This window comes from Gymnodinialimonas mytili (genome assembly GCF_037544085.1).
Classification (GTDB): domain Bacteria; phylum Pseudomonadota; class Alphaproteobacteria; order Rhodobacterales; family Rhodobacteraceae; genus Gymnodinialimonas; species Gymnodinialimonas mytili.
In genome coordinates this window covers 285,948-304,053 of sequence record NZ_JBBIFW010000003.1, presented here as the reverse complement: position 1 = coordinate 304,053, position 18,106 = coordinate 285,948, and the positions used below count along the sequence as shown (strand labels likewise).

Sequence of the window (18,106 nt, the reverse complement as noted above, 5' to 3'; positions counted from 1 at the left end):
AACACTTCGCTGCAATTTGGTGGCATGGATCTGCGCCCCGCCACCGCTCTGGATTTGCCCGATATCGCGCGGTTGCACGAATCCAATTGGCGCCGCGATTATGCGAATGTCCTGCCTGAGATCGCGTTGGGCGCACGTTTGTCTGACTACATGGCTGCGACATGGCATGGCGGAGCGCTGATCGATCATCGTGTGATTGCCGCGCGCGATGAAGACGACCGGCTCATGGGCTTTGCCGCGATGCAAGACGAAGGCCCCCATGGCTGCGCCTATCTCGATGCGCTGCATGTGGCGCCCAAGGCGCGGGCGCAAGGCGTTGGGCGGGCATTGATGACCGCGATTGCCGTGCTGTCGATGCCCGGCGCGCTGTCGCTGGAAGTGCTGAGCGCCAACCGTCCGGCGCGGGCGATCTACCGGCGTTGGGGCGGGCGCGAAACGTCGGAGTTTCAGGACACCATTTTGGATGTTTCTGTCCCGGCTGTCGCGGTGGGCTGGCGCGACACGGCGGCGCTGCTGGACCGGTTGCGCGGTGGGTCGGGCAATGTCTGACATCGCCGCCCGGATCGGGCCCGAAACGCCCAGCCGAGCCATCTTACTGATCCTGATCTCGATGGTCTGCATTTCGGTGAACGATATGCTGATCAAGCTGCTGTCGGGGGATTATCCGCTGCATCAGATGGTTTTCGTGCGATCCGCCATTGGTTTGGTGATCACGCTGGTGATCGTACGCGTCCAGGGCGGGTGGCGGTTGCTGAGGACCGAGACGCCCGTCTTACATCTGATCCGCGCCTTTCTATTGGTGGCGGCGAATATGCTCTATTTTTCGGCCCTTGCGGTGATGCCCTTGGGGGTGGCGACGGCCTTGTTCTTTGTGGCCCCGCTGTTCATCACCTTGCTGGCGATCCCGGTGTTGGGCGAGACAGTCGGCCGCCACCGGATCACCGCGCTGTTGATTGGATTTGCGGGCGTGGCCGTGATGGCGGCGCCCGGCACCGATTGGGCCGATGTGCCGCGGTCCGCTTTGGCACTGCCGATTGCCGCCGCCGCCTGCTATGCGGGTATGCAGGTGATGACACGAAAGTTGGGCGCGAAATCCCCCGCCGTGGCGATGGCCACCTATGTGCAAAGCGCGTTTCTGGTTGTGTCGGTCTTGTTTTTCCTCAGCGTCGGCGATGGGCGGTTCGCGGAGCGGGTCGATAGCGAAAGCCTGGTGTTCCTATTGCGCGCCTGGGTCTGGCCCGCGCCCGCGGATCTGTGGAAATTTGCGCTGATGGGCGTGATGGTCGGCGTGATCGGCTACAGCTTGGCCCAGGCTTACCGGATCGGAAACCCGGCAACCGTGGCCTCCTACGAATATGTGGCGCTGCCCATGGCCATCGGCTTTGGCTGGGTGGTGTTTGGTGAGGTGCCGACGCCTGTCATGGTGTTGGGCGCCGCCTTGATCGCGGGGGCGGGCATCTACGTTTTCGCGCGCGAGCGGCGTCGCGGGGGCAGGGGGCCCGCGGCGGATCGCCCGTTGCGGCGGGGCTGAGGCGGGCAATTTCGCCCTTGCATCGACAAAGGCGCGTTTGGGCGGGCTTGGGCGCTTGACGGGGCTGTCTGGCCAGCATAAACCGCCCCTCACGCCGGGGCGCCCGGCGCCAAGGGTGAGCGGTTGTAGCTCAGTTGGTTAGAGTACCGGCCTGTCACGCCGGGGGTCGCGGGTTCGAGCCCCGTCAACCGCGCCACCACCCTTACGCAGCGCCCCAGCCCGATGCGCGGTTGTAGCTCAGTTGGTTAGAGTACCGGCCTGTCACGCCGGGGGTCGCGGGTTCGAGCCCCGTCAACCGCGCCACTTTTTCCTGATGTTAAGATGTTGCGGGGCAGGGCGCGCGTCCTCAAGCCCCCTTACGGGAGCCATCGCCCGCCCGCGTTGCCACGGATAGGTGGCCAGGCCGTGCGGATGATCTTACGTTGCGCCGACTGTGATCGGCGCTAGTGTTTCTTCATGCGTGTTTTTTTGCCCCTCGTTGTCTTTGCCTACGTGACCCCTGCCGCAGCGCAACAGGCCACTTTTCCGGTGACCTTGGATCTTCCCGCGATCTTTTCCTTGGCCGAGCAGCCGTATCTGACAGAGGAGGCTTTTCGGCAGGCTCTGTTGCGGGCCCTGCCGTCTTTCTATCGCGACCCGGTCGAGCCTGATCTACCACCTACCGATCCGCTGTTGTGGTCCATCAACGGCGACTTCGCGGATCCCACGGGACCATTGATCGGGGGCGGGATCTTGACCTGTGCGCGCTACGGCGTCGAGACCCGCGATTGGTTTGCGTCGCGGCGCGCGACGGACCGGGAGGTCTTTGACCTGACACGCCACGTTTTGCCCTGGTTCGACGATGCAGATATTTGGCCCGACGGAGCCATCGCGCGCCTGGCTTGCACCTTGGTATGGGACGATACGCGCTCGGTGGCGATTGTCTCGCAAGCGGCCGCCGAGGATGTGCTGGAGCAGATGTTTGAACATGTTGCCCCCAATACGCGCCCGGATGCCTGGGCGACTTACGGCGATAGTGGCTACCGGTTGGATGCTGGCGGCGGGCGCGCCGACAGTGTGGTTCGGGCCGACAGCGCGTCGGTGATCCTGACAATTGGATATCAGGAACTGCGCTTTCGTTCGTTCCTGATGAATGGTGGCGCCTAGCCGCGGTGGATCCAGCCGCCGCCTAAGATCCGCCCGCCTTCGGGCGCGTAAAACACACAGGCTTGGCCTGGGCTGACACCGTCTTCTGCCACGGCCAGTTCGACTTCGGCGCTGCTTTCCGAAAGCGGACGGATCGTTGCCGCGCGGGGCGGGCGTGTCGAGCGGATTTTGACGTCCAACTCCCAGGCATCTTGGCTATCGAACGGTGCATCGCCCAGCCAGTTGATCTCGCGCACGGGGATTGTGCGGGTCGACAGCGCCTCTTTCGGTCCCACGATTACGCGCCGCGTCTCTGGATCCAGCTTCACAACGTAAAGCGGGTCGGCCAGCCCGCCGATCCCCAGGCCGCGCCGTTGGCCAATCGTATAGTGGATGACGCCGTTATGCTGGGCCAGCACATTGCCATCCATGTCCACGATCTCACCGGGATCGGCGGCTTCGGGGCGCAGCTTTTTGATGACCGAGGCATAATCGCCATTCGGCACGAAGCAGATATCCTGGCTGTCCGGTTTGTCGGCGACACTGAGCCCGTAGCGCGCGGCCAGCGCCCGCGTTTCATCCTTGCTGGCCAGATGTCCCAGAGGAAAGCGCAGGAAATCGAGTTGTTCCTGGGTGGTCGAAAACAGGAAATAGCTTTGGTCGCGGGCGGCATCGGCGGCGGAATGCAGTTCGGCCTTCTGGGCGCCCATCTTGCGCTGGATGTAATGGCCTGTCGCCATGCAATCGGCATCCAGATCGCGCGCCGTGCCCAGCAGATCCTTGAATTTCACCTGTTCGTTGCAGCGGATACAGGGCACCGGCGTGGCGCCACCCAGATAACTGTCGGCGAATTCATCGATCACCGCGTCTTTGAAGACGTTCTCGTAATCCAGAACGTAGTGGGGAAAGCCCATCGTTTCGGCGACGCGGGCGGCATCATGGATATCGCGGCCCGCACAGCACGCACCCGTCTTTGCCAGTGCCGCTCCGTGATCGTAAAGCTGCAGGGTGACACCGACAACGTCATACCCTTCATCTGCCAGCATCGCGGCCACGACCGAGCTATCCACACCACCCGACATGGCCACGACCACCCGCGTATCGGCGGGGGCTTTGGCAAAGCCAAGCGAGTTTACTGGGGCAGGGCGGTCCAGCGCCATGGGAATGTCCTTTAGGCCGTGTCTAGCATCGATCCGCCGATATAGGCAGGGGCGGCACAATCGCAAGGTCTGCTTACGTGATCTTAAGCCTCGTTTGCCATGGTGCGTCGAAACACTCAACAGACCGAGGCCGAGATGTATATTCGCAAGATCCAAGGGCCGCATGCCGTGACGCTGCCCGATGGAACCACAATGACCCGCTCCGATCTGCCGCCAGCAGACACCACACGGTGGGTCGCCAGCCGCAAAGCTGCCGTCGTTCGGGCGGTCGATTTCGGGTTAATGACCGAGGAAGAAGCGATTCGGACCTACTCCCTGTCGGAAGAGGAGTTGGATTCTTGGCGCCATGCCGTCGCACGCCATGGCGAAAAAGCCTTAAAAGCAACGGCCTTACAAAAGTTCCGAGAATGAAGCTCAAAAAAAAAATGATGTTTTGGCGAATTCATTCGGTCCGGGTAACCTGTGATTAACTATTTCCGCCAAATCATAGCTGCAACAGTCGAGGCATACCCGGAGAGAACTGATGCGCGTTTTGCTAGTTGAAGACGACCCTACCACGTCCCGCAGTATCGAAATGATGCTGAAACACGCGAACCTGAACGTCTATTCAACCGATCTGGGTGAAGAGGGCATGGATCTCGCCAAGCTGTATGATTACGATATCATTCTGCTTGACCTGAATCTGCCGGATGTGTCCGGGCACGAGGTTTTGCGCCATCTGCGGACCGCCCGGGTCGAGACACCGATCCTGATCCTGTCGGGCCTTGATGACCCGGATAACAAGCTCAAAGGGTTTGGGTTCGGGGCGGACGACTATCTGACCAAACCGTTCCACCGCGAAGAGCTTGTGGCCCGCATCCACGCGATCATTCGCCGCTCGAAAGGTCATGCGCAATCGGTGATCAATACCGGTCGTATATCCGTAAATCTTGATGCAAAAACCGTCGATGTCGATTCAGTGCCCGTGCATTTGACAGGTAAAGAATACCAGATGCTGGAATTGCTGAGCCTGCGCAAAGGGACAACTCTGACCAAAGAGATGTTTCTCAACCATCTCTATGGCGGCATGGACGAACCGGAATTGAAGATTATCGACGTTTTCATTTGTAAACTGCGTAAAAAGCTTTCCGAGGCGACCGGCGGCGACACCTATATCGAAACCGTTTGGGGCCGCGGCTATGTCCTGCGCGATCCGGTGCCGGTCGGTGGCGAGATCGAGATTGCGGCTTCGGCCTAGGCACTAAGTTAGAGTTTCTGCAGCGACACAAAACGACCCGCGCCTCGGCCCGGGTCGTTTTTCGTTGCCCGCGCGGCGGACGGCTTTTCATCATCAACCCATGCGATAGATTGTCGATCTGGACGACATCGGCGCGGGCGCCTATCACCGGGATGGGCAAATGCTTGAATGCTGGGGAGGCGGTGGATGGCCAAGGAACATGAAACCGCTCAAACGCTTGCCGCCTCGCTAAGTGAAGCTGATGCCCAGTCGCGCCTGGCTGAGCTGGCCGAAATTCTCGGCGCTGCCAACCTCGCTTATCATGCCGCTGATGACCCGAGCCTGAGCGATGCCGAATATGACGTGCTCAAGCGCGAGAACGCGGCGATCGAGGCCCAGTTTCCCCATCTGAAACGCGCCGATAGTTCCAGTGATCAAATCGGCGCAGCGCCAGCCGAGGCTTTCGCCAAACTGACCCATTCCATGCGGATGCTGTCGCTGGCCAATGCATTTGACGATGCCGATGTCACGGATTTCGTCTCAGGGATCCGTCGGTTTCTAGGTCTGGCGCCTGAGGCGCCGCTTTCCTTCACCGCCGAGCCCAAGATCGACGGGCTGTCTCTGTCGCTGCGCTACGAAAACGGCGCCTTGGTCAGTGCGGCCACCCGCGGCGATGGGGCGGTGGGGGAAAACGTCACCGCCAATGCGCGCACCATTACCGATATTCCCACCAAGCTGAGCGGCGCGCCCGAAATCCTGGAAGTGCGCGGCGAGGTCTATATGAGCCATGCAGATTTCGAAGCGCTCAACACCCGCCAGGCGGAGGCGGGCAACAAAACCTTCGCCAATCCACGCAATGCCGCCGCCGGATCGCTGCGGCAGCTCGACCCGGTGATTACCCGATCGCGCCCGTTGCGCTTTTTTGCCTATGCTTGGGGCACGCTGAGCGAGCCTCTGGCAGAGACACAGGCTGGCGCACTTCACCGCCTGAAATCTCTTGGGTTCCAGATCAATGACAGGACGGAAACCTGCTTGGATGTGGCTGAGATGATTGCCCATTATCATCGTATCGAAACGGATCGTGCGTCGCTCGGCTACGATATCGACGGGGTGGTCTACAAAGTTGATGACCTTGCCTATCAGGCGCGGCTGGGTCTGCGGTCGACCACGCCGCGTTGGGCCATCGCCCATAAATTTCCTGCGGAGCTGGCCTGGACGACCTTGGAGGCGATTGAAATTCAGGTGGGCCGGACTGGGGCGCTAAGTCCCGTTGCGCGGCTGACCCCGGTGACGGTTGGCGGCGTCGTGGTGTCGAATGCGACCCTCCACAATGAGGATTACATAGCCGGCCGCGATGCCAACGGCGCCTTGATCCGGGACGGCAAAGACATTCGCGCCGGCGATACGGTTCAAGTCTATCGCGCCGGCGACGTCATCCCAAAAGTGGCCGATGTGGATCTGAGCAAACGGCCCGACAGTACGCAGCCCTACATCTTTCCCGAGACTTGCCCGAAATGCGGCAGCCTCGCCATTCGCGAAGAAGGGGACGCCGTGCGCCGATGCACGGGCGGCTTGATCTGCCCGGCGCAGGCCGTCGAAAAACTGAAACACTTCGTGTCCCGCGCTGCGTTTGACATCGAGGGTCTTGGCGCCAAGCAAGTCGAAGCATTTTATCATTTGGGTTGGGTGCGAGCGCCGGCGGATATCTTCACCCTTCCCGCGCGAGATGCGGCTTTGGCGAAGGCGCTTCTTCCCGCCGCAGATATTGCGGCAAGCTGGACCTCTGGCGACGCGGAGGACAACGCGGCGCGCCTATCGGAACGGCGCGAAATGCTCACGGTGTTGGGTGTCGACCCGCTTCAGGATTTTGAGACGGCCTTATCGGTTTTGTCGAAGAAACCTCTCGCCGAGACAAAAAGCTGGGGTGAGAGATCTGCCAATAACCTGTTTCAAGCCATTGAAGACAAACACGATATCCCTCTCGCGCGCTTGATCTTTGCGCTCGGCATTCGCCATGTAGGTGAGGTTGCTGCCGCAGATCTCGCACGTCATTTCGGCACTTGGGAGGCGCTTGCCACCACCGTCGATGCCGCGGCCGATGCGGCGGCTGCCCATCGCGCGGCGGAAGAGGCCGAGACTGCCGAACGCGCAAAGGCGAGCGATGAAGGCCGACGCGCCAATCTGATCAAAGCGCGTGAAGCGGCCTGGGCCGAGACGGTGCCGGGGGCCAAGGCGGCCTGGGATGATCTGACCGGGATCGACGGGATCGGCACCACCGTGGCCGTGTCGCTGGTGACCACGTTCCAGCAGGACACGGAACGCAGTTCCATCAACGCGTTGATCGATCATCTCACAATCCAGGCCCCTGAAGCACGCGCAACCGAAAGCCCGGTGGCGGGCAAGATTGTGGTCTTCACCGGCAGTCTGGAAAAGATGACCCGGGCCGAGGCCAAGGCGCGCGCAGAGGCGCTTGGTGCCAAGGTTTCGGGCAGCGTGTCCTCGAAAACCGATTTGGTCGTGGCCGGGCCAGGGGCGGGGTCAAAAGCCAAGAAGGCCGCAGATCTGGGCATTGAGACACTCGATGAAGATGGCTGGCTTGAGCTGATCGGCGATGCCTGATGCACCGACCAGAGGCCGCCCACCGGCGCTGTTCCCGCTTTTCGCTGAGCTGGAAACGCTGGAGGGGATCGGCCCGAAAACGGCAAAGCATTATGCCGGAATTGGGGTCGAAACGCCGAAGGATCTGATCCTGACCCTGCCCGTGGGAGGGCTCGACCGCACCCGGCGCGACTCGATCCGTGAGGTCCCATTGCCGGGTCCAGCCACCGTTGAGGTCACCATCGGTGCGCATCGCAAACCCAAAGGGCGCGGGCCCTATCGGGTGGAGGTCGAGGATGCGCAGACCGCGTTTCATCTGGTATTTTTTCACGCCCGCGGCGATTACCTGGAAAAACAGCTGCCCCCCGGCGCCCATCGTGTCGTGTCGGGCAAGGTGGAGCTTTATGACGGCATTGCGCAGATGGCCCATCCCGATCACATGGTGGCGACGGAGGATGCGGGGAGCATTCCGGTGTTCGAACCGGTCTATCCACTCTCCCAGGGTCTGACGCAGCGCGGCGTGTTCAAGGCGATGCAATCCGCCCTCAGCCGCGTGCCGGATCTCGCGGAATGGGCCGATCCCAATCTTATCAAAGAAAGAAATTGGCCAAGCTTTTCCGACGCGATCCGCAAGACCCATACGCCAACGGGGCATGCCGATATCAGCCGTGCCCACCCCGCGCGTGAGCGGCTTGCCTATGATGAGCTTTTTGCCCATCAGCTGACCCTGTCCCTCGCTCGATCACAGCGTCGTCGCAAGCCTGGGTTGGTCAGCAAAGGAACCGTTGCGCTCCGCGATAAGGTTTTGAAAAGCCTGCCTTATACGCCGACGAATGCTCAGATCCGCGCAATTGCCGAGATCACAGACGACATGGCGGAACCGCACCGGATGAACCGCTTGTTGCAGGGCGATGTGGGCGCGGGCAAGACGCTGGTCGCGTTGATGGCATTGCTCGCGGCGGTTGAGGCGGGCGGCCAAGGCGTGATGATGGCGCCGACCTCGATCCTCGCCGGTCAACACTTGCTCAACTTGCGTCCATTGGCCGAGGCGGCGGGTGTCGTATGTGACATCCTGACGGGTGCAGATAAGGGCGCCGAGCGACGAGACAAGCTGGCGGCGCTGGCGCGGGGCGATATCCACATTCTGGTGGGCACCCATGCGGTGTTTCAAGACGACGTCGCCTTTGCGGATCTGCGCCTGGCGGTGGTGGATGAACAGCATCGCTTTGGTGTGCGGGAACGAGTGCGGCTGAGCGACAAGGGGGCGGCTGCGGATGTCCTGGTGATGACCGCCACTCCGATTCCGCGCACGCTTAGCCTGGCGCAATATGGCGATATGGATCTGAGCATCCTGGACGAAAAACCGCCCGGTCGGACGCCGGTCAAGACGGCGATGATTTCGACCGCCCGCATTGATGAGGTCGTCGCGCGGCTTCGGACCGCTCTGGACGAGGGGCGGCAGGTCTATTGGGTCTGCCCGCTGGTGGAGGAATCCGAGGTCTATGACGCGACCGCCGCTGAAGAGCGGTTCAAAATGCTGCGCGCGGCGCTTGGCGACGAACATGTGGCGCTGGTTCACGGCCAGATGCCGCCTGCTGAGAAAAACGCCATCATGGCGCGGTTCAAGGCGGGTGAGACCCGTGTTCTGGTCGCGACGACGGTGATCGAGGTGGGGGTGGATGTGCCCAACGCGTCGATCATGGTAATCGAACAGGCTGAGATTTTCGGGCTGTCGACCTTGCATCAATTGCGCGGACGGGTGGGGCGGGGATCGGCTGAGTCCACGTGCCTGCTGCTTTACCGCGCACCGCTGGGAGAGACGGCGAAGCGGCGGCTTGAAGTGCTGCGTCAGACCGAGGACGGGTTTCGCATCGCCGAAGAGGATCTCGCCATCCGGGGCGCGGGCGATGTGATCGGAACCGCGCAATCTGGTCTGCCCCGGTTCCGCATCGCGGATCTCGAGGCGCAATCGGGCCTATTGGCCCTGGCGCAGAGCGATGCCCGTGCGCTGCTGGCGCTTGATCCAGACCTGACCTTCGAGCGCGGCCTGGCGGCAAAAACCTTGCTTTGGCTGATGGAACAAGACAAAGCCATACGTCTATTGAACGTTGGGTAAACACAGCCAAAACGCGTTTTGTTCGCGAATGTTCTTAAAAAGTTCTGGACAATTATTTCGAAAAGTGAGAACAAAACGCTAACACAGCGACAATCGAGGGAGCGCCACCATGATCCGCCAGACCACTGAAATCCTGACCCGCTCCCGCGCGACATTGATGAGTGACCTTCTGGGTCTGGCTGCTTTGGCGGCCATGACGCTGGCCATTTTGTACGTTCCCGGGGCGCTTTGACGCCTCGAGTCTGAGTTTCTGCCTGCGGTCCGCCAGATGTTGGCCGTTCCCGCGTCTTGTCCTCGCGCGAACCCTGTCCCGCCAATGTGATCCCTGCCTCGGGGATATCTGGCCCCGGATACGCATACCTCCCGCCGCCATCCTGCCCCGGATGCGCGGCGGTTTTTTTCTTGGGCGGTGGCATTGTTCGCCACGAAAAAGGGACGGAAAACATGCGTTTTCCATGCTACTGGGAATCAGATGGCGGGACTATGCGCAGGCTGTTGCGCGCTCGGCCTCCGCCAGGGCTTCCGCGGTGGCTTCTAGCGACAAAAGGATCGAGGCGTGGCGGTTGCGATAATCGCGCGCGGGGCTCAGCACTTCATAACCCATGAACGGAGCCCCGGGGGCGTCGCCGCCCTCTTTCAGCATCGCGCGCAAGGCGTCTCGGGCGGTTTCAATCTCGGCCCGGCTGCGCCCGATGATATGCGCGCCCATGAGAGCCGCTGAGGCCTGACCCAGGGCGCAGGCTTTCACATCCTGCCCAAACCGCGTGATCACACCGTCTTCGACATCCAGATCGACCGTCACCGTGGATCCGCAAAGCGGCGCGCGTTTCTTGACACTGGCCTGTGGATTTTCCAGCCGCCCGCGATGGGGAATATCTGCCGCCAACGCCAGGATGCGTCCGGAATAAAGCTTGATCAGATCAGTATCGCTTGCCATCGCTTTGCCTTTCTCACGCACCTCCCATAGGTAGCGGGCAGTTTCGAATTTGCAAAGGGGGATGCCCATGACTGCCTTTGACGCCGCCAGTCTTCGCTATGATGCCAATGGTTTGATCCCCTGCATCGCGCAGCAGGAGGGGACGGGCGAGGTTTTGATGATGGCCTGGATGACCCGAGAGGCTGTCGAGCGCACGTTGGAGACGCGGCGGGTCACTTATTGGAGCCGGTCGCGACAGGCGTTTTGGATCAAAGGCGAAACTTCGGGCCATACCCAGGATCTGGTGGACTTGAGGGTGGATTGCGACCGGGATTGCTTGCTGGCAATCGTGCGGCAGACCGGCCCGGCCTGCCATACCAATCGGCGGGTGTGTTTTTACACATCGGTGACGCAAGGTAAGGAAGTGGAGTTGATGGCGCCGGAGTGAGTCTTTTGTGTATTTGGGGGCTCTGCCCCCGTCCTTCGGACGCCCCCGGGGTATTTGCGGCCATTGGAAGAGGCCGCTAGAGCCCGACCAGGTTTCGGATCTCGTGAGGTGTGGCGCCCTCGGCACGGTAAGTGGCAAGCGCGCGCGCATCGTCGCGTTTGGCCAGACGCTTGCCATGTTCGTCACGGATCAGGCGATGGTGGTGGTAGATGGGCGTGGGCAGGTCCAGCAGACGTTGCAGGATAACGTGGATCTTGGTCGCTTCGAACAGGTCTTCGCCGCGGATCACGTGGGTGATGCCTTGGGCGGCGTCGTCGAGCACGACGCTGAGATGATACGAGCCCAGAAAGTCGCGGCGGGATAATACGATGTCGCCGATGCCATCTCTGATCTGGCGGTCGGTAAACTCGATGAGGCCCCGCATCGGGGCGGCTGTTTCAGTGAAACCGGCAAAGCGTTCTAGACCGGCTTGTGTGATCCGCCCATCCTTGGCCGAATGTGCCGCCCGCTCCATATCGAGGCGTAGAATGGTTGCGTCAGGAAGCGGATCGTTGGCTGGGCTGCGCCCCGCGCTTGGATATTGGCGGCGGCAAGTGCCGGGATAGATGACGCCGTCGGGTCCCATTGGAGGCTCGCCTTCATGGGGGGCGGCGGAGGCGACGAGGATATCGCGGCGGTTGCAGGTGCAGGGGAACAGCAGGTCGTCTCGCCAAAGCTGCTCCAACGCCGCGCGGTAGGCGGGCAGGCGATCGGATTGGCGCATCGGCGCTGCATCCCAGGTGATGCCGAGCCAGGCCAGATCGTTGCAAATCTGCGCCTCCCAGTGGGGTTTCGACCGCTGGCGATCGATATCTTCGATCCGCAGGAGAAAGGTGCCGTTGGCCTCGCGCGCCATGTCATGGGCCAGCAGCGCCGAATAGGCATGGCCCAGATGCAGGGGGCCGGTCGGAGATGGGGCGAAGCGGGTAATCACCTCGGGCGGCTGGCGGTCGGGCGCATCATCGCTATTGCGCTGCTTTCAAACCCGGCGCGATCCAGTCCGACCAGGCGGCCTTGGCGCGGTCGGTATAAGCTTTGTAGCGGTCTTTGCGGCCACGACGCCCGCCTTTTAGACCCTCGACCGGAGGGAAGAGGCCGAAATTCACGTTCATCGGCTGGAAGGTCTTGGCCTCGGCGCCGCCGGTGATGTGGGTGACAAGCGCGCCCATGGCAGTGACGTGAGGGATTTCGGGCAGAGCCTCTCCACGCAGTTCTGCGCTGGCCAAGCGACCGGCCAGCAGACCCATGGCAGCGGATTCCACGTAGCCCTCAACGCCCGTGATTTGTCCTGCGAAGCGGATATGGGGTTTGGAGCGCAGACGCATTTGGTCGTCCAGAAGCGTCGGCGAATTGATGAATGTGTTGCGATGTATCCCGCCAAGCCGTGCGAAAGAGGCGTTCTCCAAGCCAGGAATCTTTTTAAAAACAGAGGTTTGTGCACCGTACTTCATCTTTGTCTGGAACCCGACGATATTGTAGAGCGTGCCGAGTGCGTTGTCGCGGCGCAATTGAACGACCGCCCAGGCCTTGGTCTGCGGATCGTGCGGATTGGTCAGGCCGACAGGTTTCATCGGGCCGTGGCGTAGTGTCTCGCGGCCCCGTTCGGCCATCACTTCGATGGGCAGGCAGCCGTCGAAATAGGTCGCGGTCTCGCCTTCTTTGAACTCCGTCTTGTCGGCGGCCAGCAGCGCGTCGATGAAGGCCTCGTACTGGTCCTTCGTCATCGGACAGTTGATATAGGCCTCACGTTCTTCAAGCGTGTCGCCCTTGTCGTATCGTGATTGGCGCCAGGCGACGTCCATATCGATGCTGTCGGCATAGACGATGGGGGCGATGGCGTCGAAAAAGGCGAGGCTGTCTTGGCCCGCTTCCTCGGCGATGGCCCGGGCGAGGGCACCGCCGGTCAGCGGGCCTGTCGCGATGATCGTGGGGCCGCTTTCGGGCAGGGCGGTGATTTCGCCCGCTTCGATCTCGATCAACGGATGGGCTGTGAGGCGCGCGGTTACCGCTTCGGCGAAGGCGTCGCGGTCGACGGCCAGCGCGCCACCCGCGGGCAGTTTGTGCGCATCCGCCATTTCCATGATCAGGGAGCTCGCCGCGCGCATTTCCCAATGGAGCAGACCGACGGCGTTTTGTTCGTCATCGTCGGATCGGAAAGAGTTTGAGCACACCATCTCAGCCAGGTGGCCGGTGCGATGGGCGAAGGTTTCCACCTGGGGCCGCATTTCGATCAGGCGCACGGGCTGTCCCGCTTGCGCGGCCTGCCACGCGGCCTCGGACCCGGCCATCCCGCCGCCAATGATTGTGAGTTTGGTCATGGAAGGGGATGTAGAGACTTCCGATCCAAAGGAAAAGCATTCGCTTTACGCGTTTTCTGGCGGCGGCGGAACTGTGAGCCCGTTTGATCGGGTGGCTGGTGGGTTTTGGAGGTGGGTTTGTGTTGGGGAGGCCGTTTGCTGTGGCGTGTGCCTGCAAACAGGCCAGGTCGAGTGTGGATCGGCGAGTCGTGCGCCGCCTCAAGGATGCCTGCGGCGCCGCCAATGGCGGTCTACGATCCTTGACCCGGCGCCCCGACTCACACGGCGAAGCGGCCCGGGCCATGGGCGGCCAGCATCAAATAGCCGCCTGCGATGGTCCAGTTCTTGAATGCGATACTCATTTGCCAGGGATCATCCAGCAAGACGTGGAAAATGCTGGTGATCGCGCAATAGGCGGCGGCCAGAAGCGCCAGGGGGCGGGTGGCGATCCCAAGCGTCAGGCCGAGACCGGCGATCAGGGTGAACAGAGCGGCGGGCCAGATCAGCCAGCCGGGCAGGGCGGCCAGTGAGAGAAGCGCCTGCGCCTCTTCCGGGGAGGCCAGTTTCTGCGCCGTGCCTGCCAGCAGGAGCGCCGCGAGCAGCAGCCGCCCCGCCAGCGCCAATAGATCAGCCACGGCGCTCCAACGCGGTCGCGATCCGTTCCAGCGCTTCGGCTTGTTGCTTATGCGACGCTATTGAGGCCTTCATCAAGGTAAGATGCTCTACTTGCATAGCGCGAGCGTCCTCAGCCTGCTTTTCTTGGGCCGCGCTCGCGCGATCCATGGTTGTATTGGCGCGTCGGGATTGGAACACGTGAATGACAAAATACACGAGCAGTCCGACTGAAAAGATCGTTATGATATTCGACGTATCCATCGGCTGTCCTTCTCAAATAACTAAAGTGATCGTCAGTCCTCGCCATCCTCCTCGGCCTGATCGGCAATATAGGCGACGGAGACGACCTCTTCGCCCTTGCCGGTATTAAAGACGCGCACGCCGCCGGCGGATCGGGACCGGAAGGAAATGCCATCGATCGGCACGCGGATCGATTGGCCTGTCGACGTGGCCAGCATGATCTGGTCATCGAGATCCACGGGGAACGAGGCCACCAGATTGCCGCCGCGCATCGCCTTGTCGATGGCCATCACACCCTGACCGCCGCGGCCGCGCACGGGGTAGTCGTGGGACGAAGACAGCTTGCCCGACCCGCCCGAGGTGATCGTCAGGATCAGATCCTCCGCAGCCGACATCTCGGCGTAGCGTTCGGGCGACAGGTCACCTGCGGGCACGTCATCTTCTTCGGCCTCGGGCTCTTCGGTGACACCGGCCATCAGACGGCGCTGTTTGAGATAGGCGGCGCGCTCCTGCGGGTCGGCCTCGAAATGCCGGATGATCGACATCGAAACGACCTCATCGCCATTGGCGAGCCTCACGCCGCGCACACCGGTGGAGGCGCGGCTGTTGAACACGCGCACATCGGTGGCCGGGAACCGGATCGCCCGACCCAGCTTCGTAACCAGCATCACATCGTCATTATTTGACGCGATGCGGGCATTGATCATCTTCCAGCCTTCGCTTTCGCCCTCGAACTTCATGGCAATCTTGCCGTTGCGCATGACATTGGCAAAATCGCTCAGCGCATTGCGGCGAACGGTGCCGTGATCGGTGCAGAACACCACCTGCAGGTCTCCCCAATCGTCTTCGTCGCGATCCACGGGCATGATCGCCGCAATCCCGGTGCCGATCTCGATGGGCAGGATGTTTACGATGGCCTTGCCACGGCTGGAGCGGCTGCCTTGCGGCAGGCGCCAGGTCTTCAGCTTGTAGACCATGCCCGAAGTGGTGAAGAACAAAAGCGGCGTATGGGTGTTGGCCACGAAGAGCGACGTGACGACGTCGTCGTCTTTCATAGAGCCGCCGCTTAGGCCCTTGCCGCCACGCTTCTGGGCGCGGAAATCGGCCAAGGGCGTGCGCTTGATGTAACCGCCTTGGGTGATCGTCACGACCATATCTTCGCGCTCGATCAGGTCCTCGTCTTCCATATCACCGGACCAATCGACAATCTCGGTGCGCCGGTCGATGGCGAATTTCTCGCGGACCTCTGCCAATTCGTCAGAGATAATCTGAAGGATGCGCTCGCGCGAAGCGAGGATGGCCAGGTATTCCTTGATCTTGCCCGCGAGTTCTTCCAACTCGTCCGTGACCTCTTTGACACCGATCTGCGTCAAGCGTTGCAGGCGCAATTCCAGGATCGCGCGGGCCTGGATCTCGGACAGGTTGTAGGTGCCATCGTCGTTGGCGGTATGGGTCGGATCATCGATCAGGGCGATGAAGGGCAGGATTTCTGCGGCGGGCCAGCGTCGCTCCATCAATTTCGCGCGGGCCTCTGCGGCATCGGCGGAGGCCCGGATGGTGCGGACAACTTCATCCACGTTGCTAACAGCCACAGCCAGACCGCAGAGCACATGGGCGCGGTCACGGGCCTTGCGCAGCTCGAACGCGGTGCGGCGGGCCACGACCTCTTCACGGAAATCCAGGAAGGCGGTCAGGAAACCACGCAGCGTCAATTGCTCGGGCCGGCCTCCATTCAGGGCCAGCATGTTGCAGCCAAAGCTTGTCTGCATCTGGGTGAAGCGGAAGAGTTGGTTCAAGACCACTTCCGGCGTCGCATCGCGTTTCAGCTCAATGACCACCCGCACTCCGATCCGGTCGGATTCGTCGGCGACGCCACTGATCCCGTCGACTTTCTTCTCGCGGACCAATTCGGCGATCCGCTCGATCATGGTGGCCTTGTTCACCTGATAAGGGATCTCGTCGATGACGATGGCGTAGCGATCTTTGCGGATTTCTTCGGTATGGGTCTTGGCGCGGATGATGACGCTGCCGCGGCCCTCCAAATAGGCTTTCCGCGCGCCAGACCGGCCCAGGATGATCCCGCCAGTCGGGAAATCGGGGGCAGGGACGTAATCGATCAGTTCCTCAGATGACAGGTCCGGATTTGTGATCAAGGCCTGACATGCGTCGATCACCTCGCCCAGATTGTGCGGTGGGATATTGGTCGCCATCCCAACCGCGATGCCGCCCGCGCCGTTGACCAGCATATTGGGAAAGCGGGCGGGCAAAACCGAAGGCTCTTGCTGTTTGCCGTCGTAATTGTCGACGAAATCGACGGTGTCCTTGTCGATATCCGCCAGAAGAAAGGCGGCCGGGGCGTCCATGCGCACTTCCGTGTAGCGCATTGCGGCGGGATTATCGCCATCCATGGAGCCGAAATTGCCTTGCCCATCCAGAAGCGGCAGGCTCATCGAAAAGTCCTGCGCCATCCGCACCAGCGCGTCGTAAATCGCGGAATCGCCATGGGGGTGGTATTGGCCCATCACGTCGCCCACCGGCCGCGCCGATTTGCGGTAGGATTTTTCGTGGGTATTGCCCGTCTCGTGCATGGCGAACAGGATGCGTCGGTGCACAGGCTTCAAGCCGTCGCGCAGATCCGGGATCGCGCGGGAAATGATGACCGACATGGCATAGTCGATGAAGCTGGTCTTCATCTCTGCAGAAATGTCGATCGAGGGGCCGGAATATTCTGGCCGCTCAGGAGGGGTTTCTCCAGTCATTTCAGGGGGTTCTGGGGTGTCCGTCACGTGTCCGCCTGTTCGCTGTGTACAACGCTATATTTTGTTTGTCACAACTATACCGCCACGGGATATTGGGTTCAATGCCTATGCGCATCTCAGTGGCACCGGTCCGATGCGACTGCTAACACACTGTTTTTGTTGTATGTTAAGATTTTTGCGGCAAGATGATAGCGGACGGGAGGCAACCCTTAAAGAAGGTGCCGCACATGACTGAGACCGAGCTGATGTTAAAAGGATACGGGCTGACGACCGCAGAGATGATCTACCGGATGCCCGATTATCGGAGTGTTTTGAATACGTTCGTCTGGCAGGATTACGATCTGGCGCCGGATTATCCCAAGCTGTTTGAGTTCATCGAGTTTTGGCGAGATAAGATCGATGGACCTCTGCACAGCGTTCGTTTTACCCACCGACAAGAGATCACGCCGGGTGAATGGCGCAATGTGACGGGTGAGTTTTCACTGCACTAGCCACCGGGCGGGGCGCGACATTCTCACGAATTCCGTCACGGAAAACGTGGTTTTACGGCCCCGGCTGAGCTTGGGCGCTTGTCAGGCAGGTCGGCGCGCGGCGGCAATCCAGATCGCCGCCAGCACAAGGCAGGCGAGGCCGTTCCAGCTCGCCATGCTGAGCCCCAGGAAATGCCATGCCGCCTCGTTGCAGAGGATCAGTTGCGGCCCACTGGTCGTGTCGAACAGGTCTTCCACTGACAGGCTACCCAGATCTTGCGCCGCCGATGCGCCACAGACCTGTGGACCATCCCACCAGGCGCGCTCCACGCCCGTATGCATCAGCGATATCCCGGCATTGACCAGCATTGATGCAGCCCCAAGCCACGCAATCACCGCCCGCGGAAACACAACGCCGATCAGCGCAAGTACAATCGCTACCCGGTGCGGCCAGCGCTGCCACAGGCACAGCGCGCAGGGCAGCAATTCGCCGATATACTCGAAGGCCAGCGCCGCCAGGAACAATGCCAGGGATCCAAGACCCGCCAGGCCAATCAGATGGCTCCGTTTCATATG

18 protein-coding genes and 2 tRNA genes are annotated in these 18,106 nt (G+C 61.4%); 12 read left to right on the top strand and 8 right to left on the bottom strand.

All coding sequences use genetic code 11. The annotated features are described in order from the left end of the window. Positions 1–24: 24 nt before the first annotated feature. From V8J82_RS15740 to V8J82_RS15720, 5 genes are all read left to right on the top strand, one after another. A complete protein-coding gene (locus tag V8J82_RS15740) occupies positions 25–549 on the top strand; it encodes a GNAT family N-acetyltransferase (RefSeq protein WP_339976382.1) in 525 nt (174 codons plus the stop codon). Then, positions 542–1,531: a DMT family transporter gene (locus tag V8J82_RS15735; protein ID WP_339976379.1), complete on the top strand. Its 990-nt coding sequence runs from the start codon at positions 542–544 to the stop codon at positions 1,529–1,531. Before V8J82_RS15740 ends, V8J82_RS15735 begins: the two co-directional genes overlap by 8 nt. 119 nt (positions 1,532–1,650) lie before the next feature. Then, positions 1,651–1,727: transfer RNA gene (locus V8J82_RS15730), tRNA-Asp, on the top strand. A gap of 30 nt (positions 1,728–1,757) precedes the next feature. Next, positions 1,758–1,834: transfer RNA gene (locus V8J82_RS15725), tRNA-Asp, on the top strand. Positions 1,835–1,987: 153 nt separating this feature from the next. Beyond that, positions 1,988–2,677, top strand: a complete 690-nt coding sequence (locus V8J82_RS15720; protein WP_339976377.1) for a hypothetical protein — start codon at positions 1,988–1,990, stop codon at positions 2,675–2,677. Here V8J82_RS15720 and mnmA read toward each other — a convergent pair. Further along, entirely contained in the window at positions 2,674–3,816 is a 1,143-nt protein-coding gene (mnmA, locus tag V8J82_RS15715) for a tRNA 2-thiouridine(34) synthase MnmA (protein ID WP_339976375.1), read from the bottom strand. The two genes, V8J82_RS15720 and mnmA, sit on opposite strands and share 4 nt — an antisense overlap. A gap of 135 nt (positions 3,817–3,951) precedes the next feature. Here mnmA and sciP point away from each other — a divergent pair, with 135 nt between their 5' ends. The 5 genes from sciP (at position 3,952) to V8J82_RS15690 (ending at position 9,978) form a co-directional block, all read left to right on the top strand. Next, the gene (gene sciP, locus V8J82_RS15710; protein WP_339976660.1) at positions 3,952–4,227 is read left to right on the top strand and encodes a CtrA inhibitor SciP; all 276 of its coding nucleotides are present in this window, start codon (positions 3,952–3,954) and stop codon (positions 4,225–4,227) included. 112 nt (positions 4,228–4,339) lie between these two features. After that, positions 4,340–5,053 carry a response regulator transcription factor CtrA gene (ctrA, locus tag V8J82_RS15705; RefSeq protein WP_339976374.1) on the top strand — a complete coding sequence of 238 codons (714 nt, stop codon included), beginning with the start codon at positions 4,340–4,342 and terminating at the stop codon, positions 5,051–5,053. A gap of 186 nt (positions 5,054–5,239) precedes the next feature. Next, the gene (ligA, locus tag V8J82_RS15700; RefSeq protein ID WP_339976373.1) at positions 5,240–7,651 is read left to right on the top strand and encodes an NAD-dependent DNA ligase LigA; all 2,412 of its coding nucleotides are present in this window, start codon (positions 5,240–5,242) and stop codon (positions 7,649–7,651) included. Further along, positions 7,644–9,746: an ATP-dependent DNA helicase RecG gene (gene recG / locus V8J82_RS15695; RefSeq protein WP_339976372.1), complete on the top strand. Its 2,103-nt coding sequence runs from the start codon at positions 7,644–7,646 to the stop codon at positions 9,744–9,746. Before ligA ends, recG begins: the two co-directional genes overlap by 8 nt. Before the next feature lie 109 nt (positions 9,747–9,855). After that, positions 9,856–9,978: a hypothetical protein gene (locus V8J82_RS15690; protein WP_339976371.1), complete on the top strand. Its 123-nt coding sequence runs from the start codon at positions 9,856–9,858 to the stop codon at positions 9,976–9,978. A gap of 249 nt (positions 9,979–10,227) precedes the next feature. Here the strand turns inward: V8J82_RS15690 and V8J82_RS15685 are convergent, their stop codons facing one another. Continuing rightward, the gene (locus V8J82_RS15685; RefSeq protein ID WP_339976658.1) at positions 10,228–10,683 is read right to left on the bottom strand and encodes an iron-sulfur cluster assembly scaffold protein; all 456 of its coding nucleotides are present in this window, start codon (positions 10,681–10,683) and stop codon (positions 10,228–10,230) included. A gap of 67 nt (positions 10,684–10,750) precedes the next feature. Between V8J82_RS15685 and hisI the strand changes: the two genes are divergently transcribed. After that, entirely contained in the window at positions 10,751–11,110 is a 360-nt protein-coding gene (gene hisI, locus V8J82_RS15680) for a phosphoribosyl-AMP cyclohydrolase (RefSeq protein WP_339976370.1), read from the top strand. Between the two features lie 76 nt (positions 11,111–11,186). Here the strand turns inward: hisI and gluQRS are convergent, their stop codons facing one another. From gluQRS to gyrA, 5 genes are all read right to left on the bottom strand, one after another. After that, entirely contained in the window at positions 11,187–12,083 is an 897-nt protein-coding gene (gene gluQRS / locus V8J82_RS15675) for a tRNA glutamyl-Q(34) synthetase GluQRS (RefSeq protein ID WP_339976368.1), read from the bottom strand. 31 nt (positions 12,084–12,114) lie between these two features. Then, positions 12,115–13,467, bottom strand: coding sequence for a methylenetetrahydrofolate--tRNA-(uracil(54)-C(5))-methyltransferase (FADH(2)-oxidizing) TrmFO (trmFO, locus tag V8J82_RS15670; protein ID WP_339976366.1), 1,353 nt, complete (start codon positions 13,465–13,467; stop codon positions 12,115–12,117). 257 nt (positions 13,468–13,724) lie between these two features. Beyond that, positions 13,725–14,081: a DoxX family protein gene (locus V8J82_RS15665; RefSeq protein WP_339976364.1), complete on the bottom strand. Its 357-nt coding sequence runs from the start codon at positions 14,079–14,081 to the stop codon at positions 13,725–13,727. After that, the gene (locus V8J82_RS15660; RefSeq protein WP_339976362.1) at positions 14,074–14,322 is read right to left on the bottom strand and encodes a hypothetical protein; all 249 of its coding nucleotides are present in this window, start codon (positions 14,320–14,322) and stop codon (positions 14,074–14,076) included. The genes V8J82_RS15665 and V8J82_RS15660 overlap by 8 nt, the downstream gene beginning before the upstream one ends. A 32-nt stretch (positions 14,323–14,354) precedes the next feature. Then, positions 14,355–17,087: a DNA gyrase subunit A gene (gyrA, locus tag V8J82_RS15655; RefSeq protein ID WP_339976360.1), complete on the bottom strand. Its 2,733-nt coding sequence runs from the start codon at positions 17,085–17,087 to the stop codon at positions 14,355–14,357. A gap of 200 nt (positions 17,088–17,287) precedes the next feature. On the opposite strand from gyrA, the gene V8J82_RS15650 reads away from it, so the two are divergent. Continuing rightward, entirely contained in the window at positions 17,288–17,551 is a 264-nt protein-coding gene (locus V8J82_RS15650; protein WP_339976358.1) for an usg protein, read from the top strand. Positions 17,552–17,632: 81 nt separating this feature from the next. Here the strand turns inward: V8J82_RS15650 and V8J82_RS15645 are convergent, their stop codons facing one another. Further along, positions 17,633–18,103 (bottom strand): disulfide bond formation protein B, encoded by a 471-nt coding sequence (locus tag V8J82_RS15645; RefSeq protein WP_339976356.1) that lies wholly within the window; start codon positions 18,101–18,103, stop codon positions 17,633–17,635. Positions 18,104–18,106: the final 3 nt, after the last annotated feature.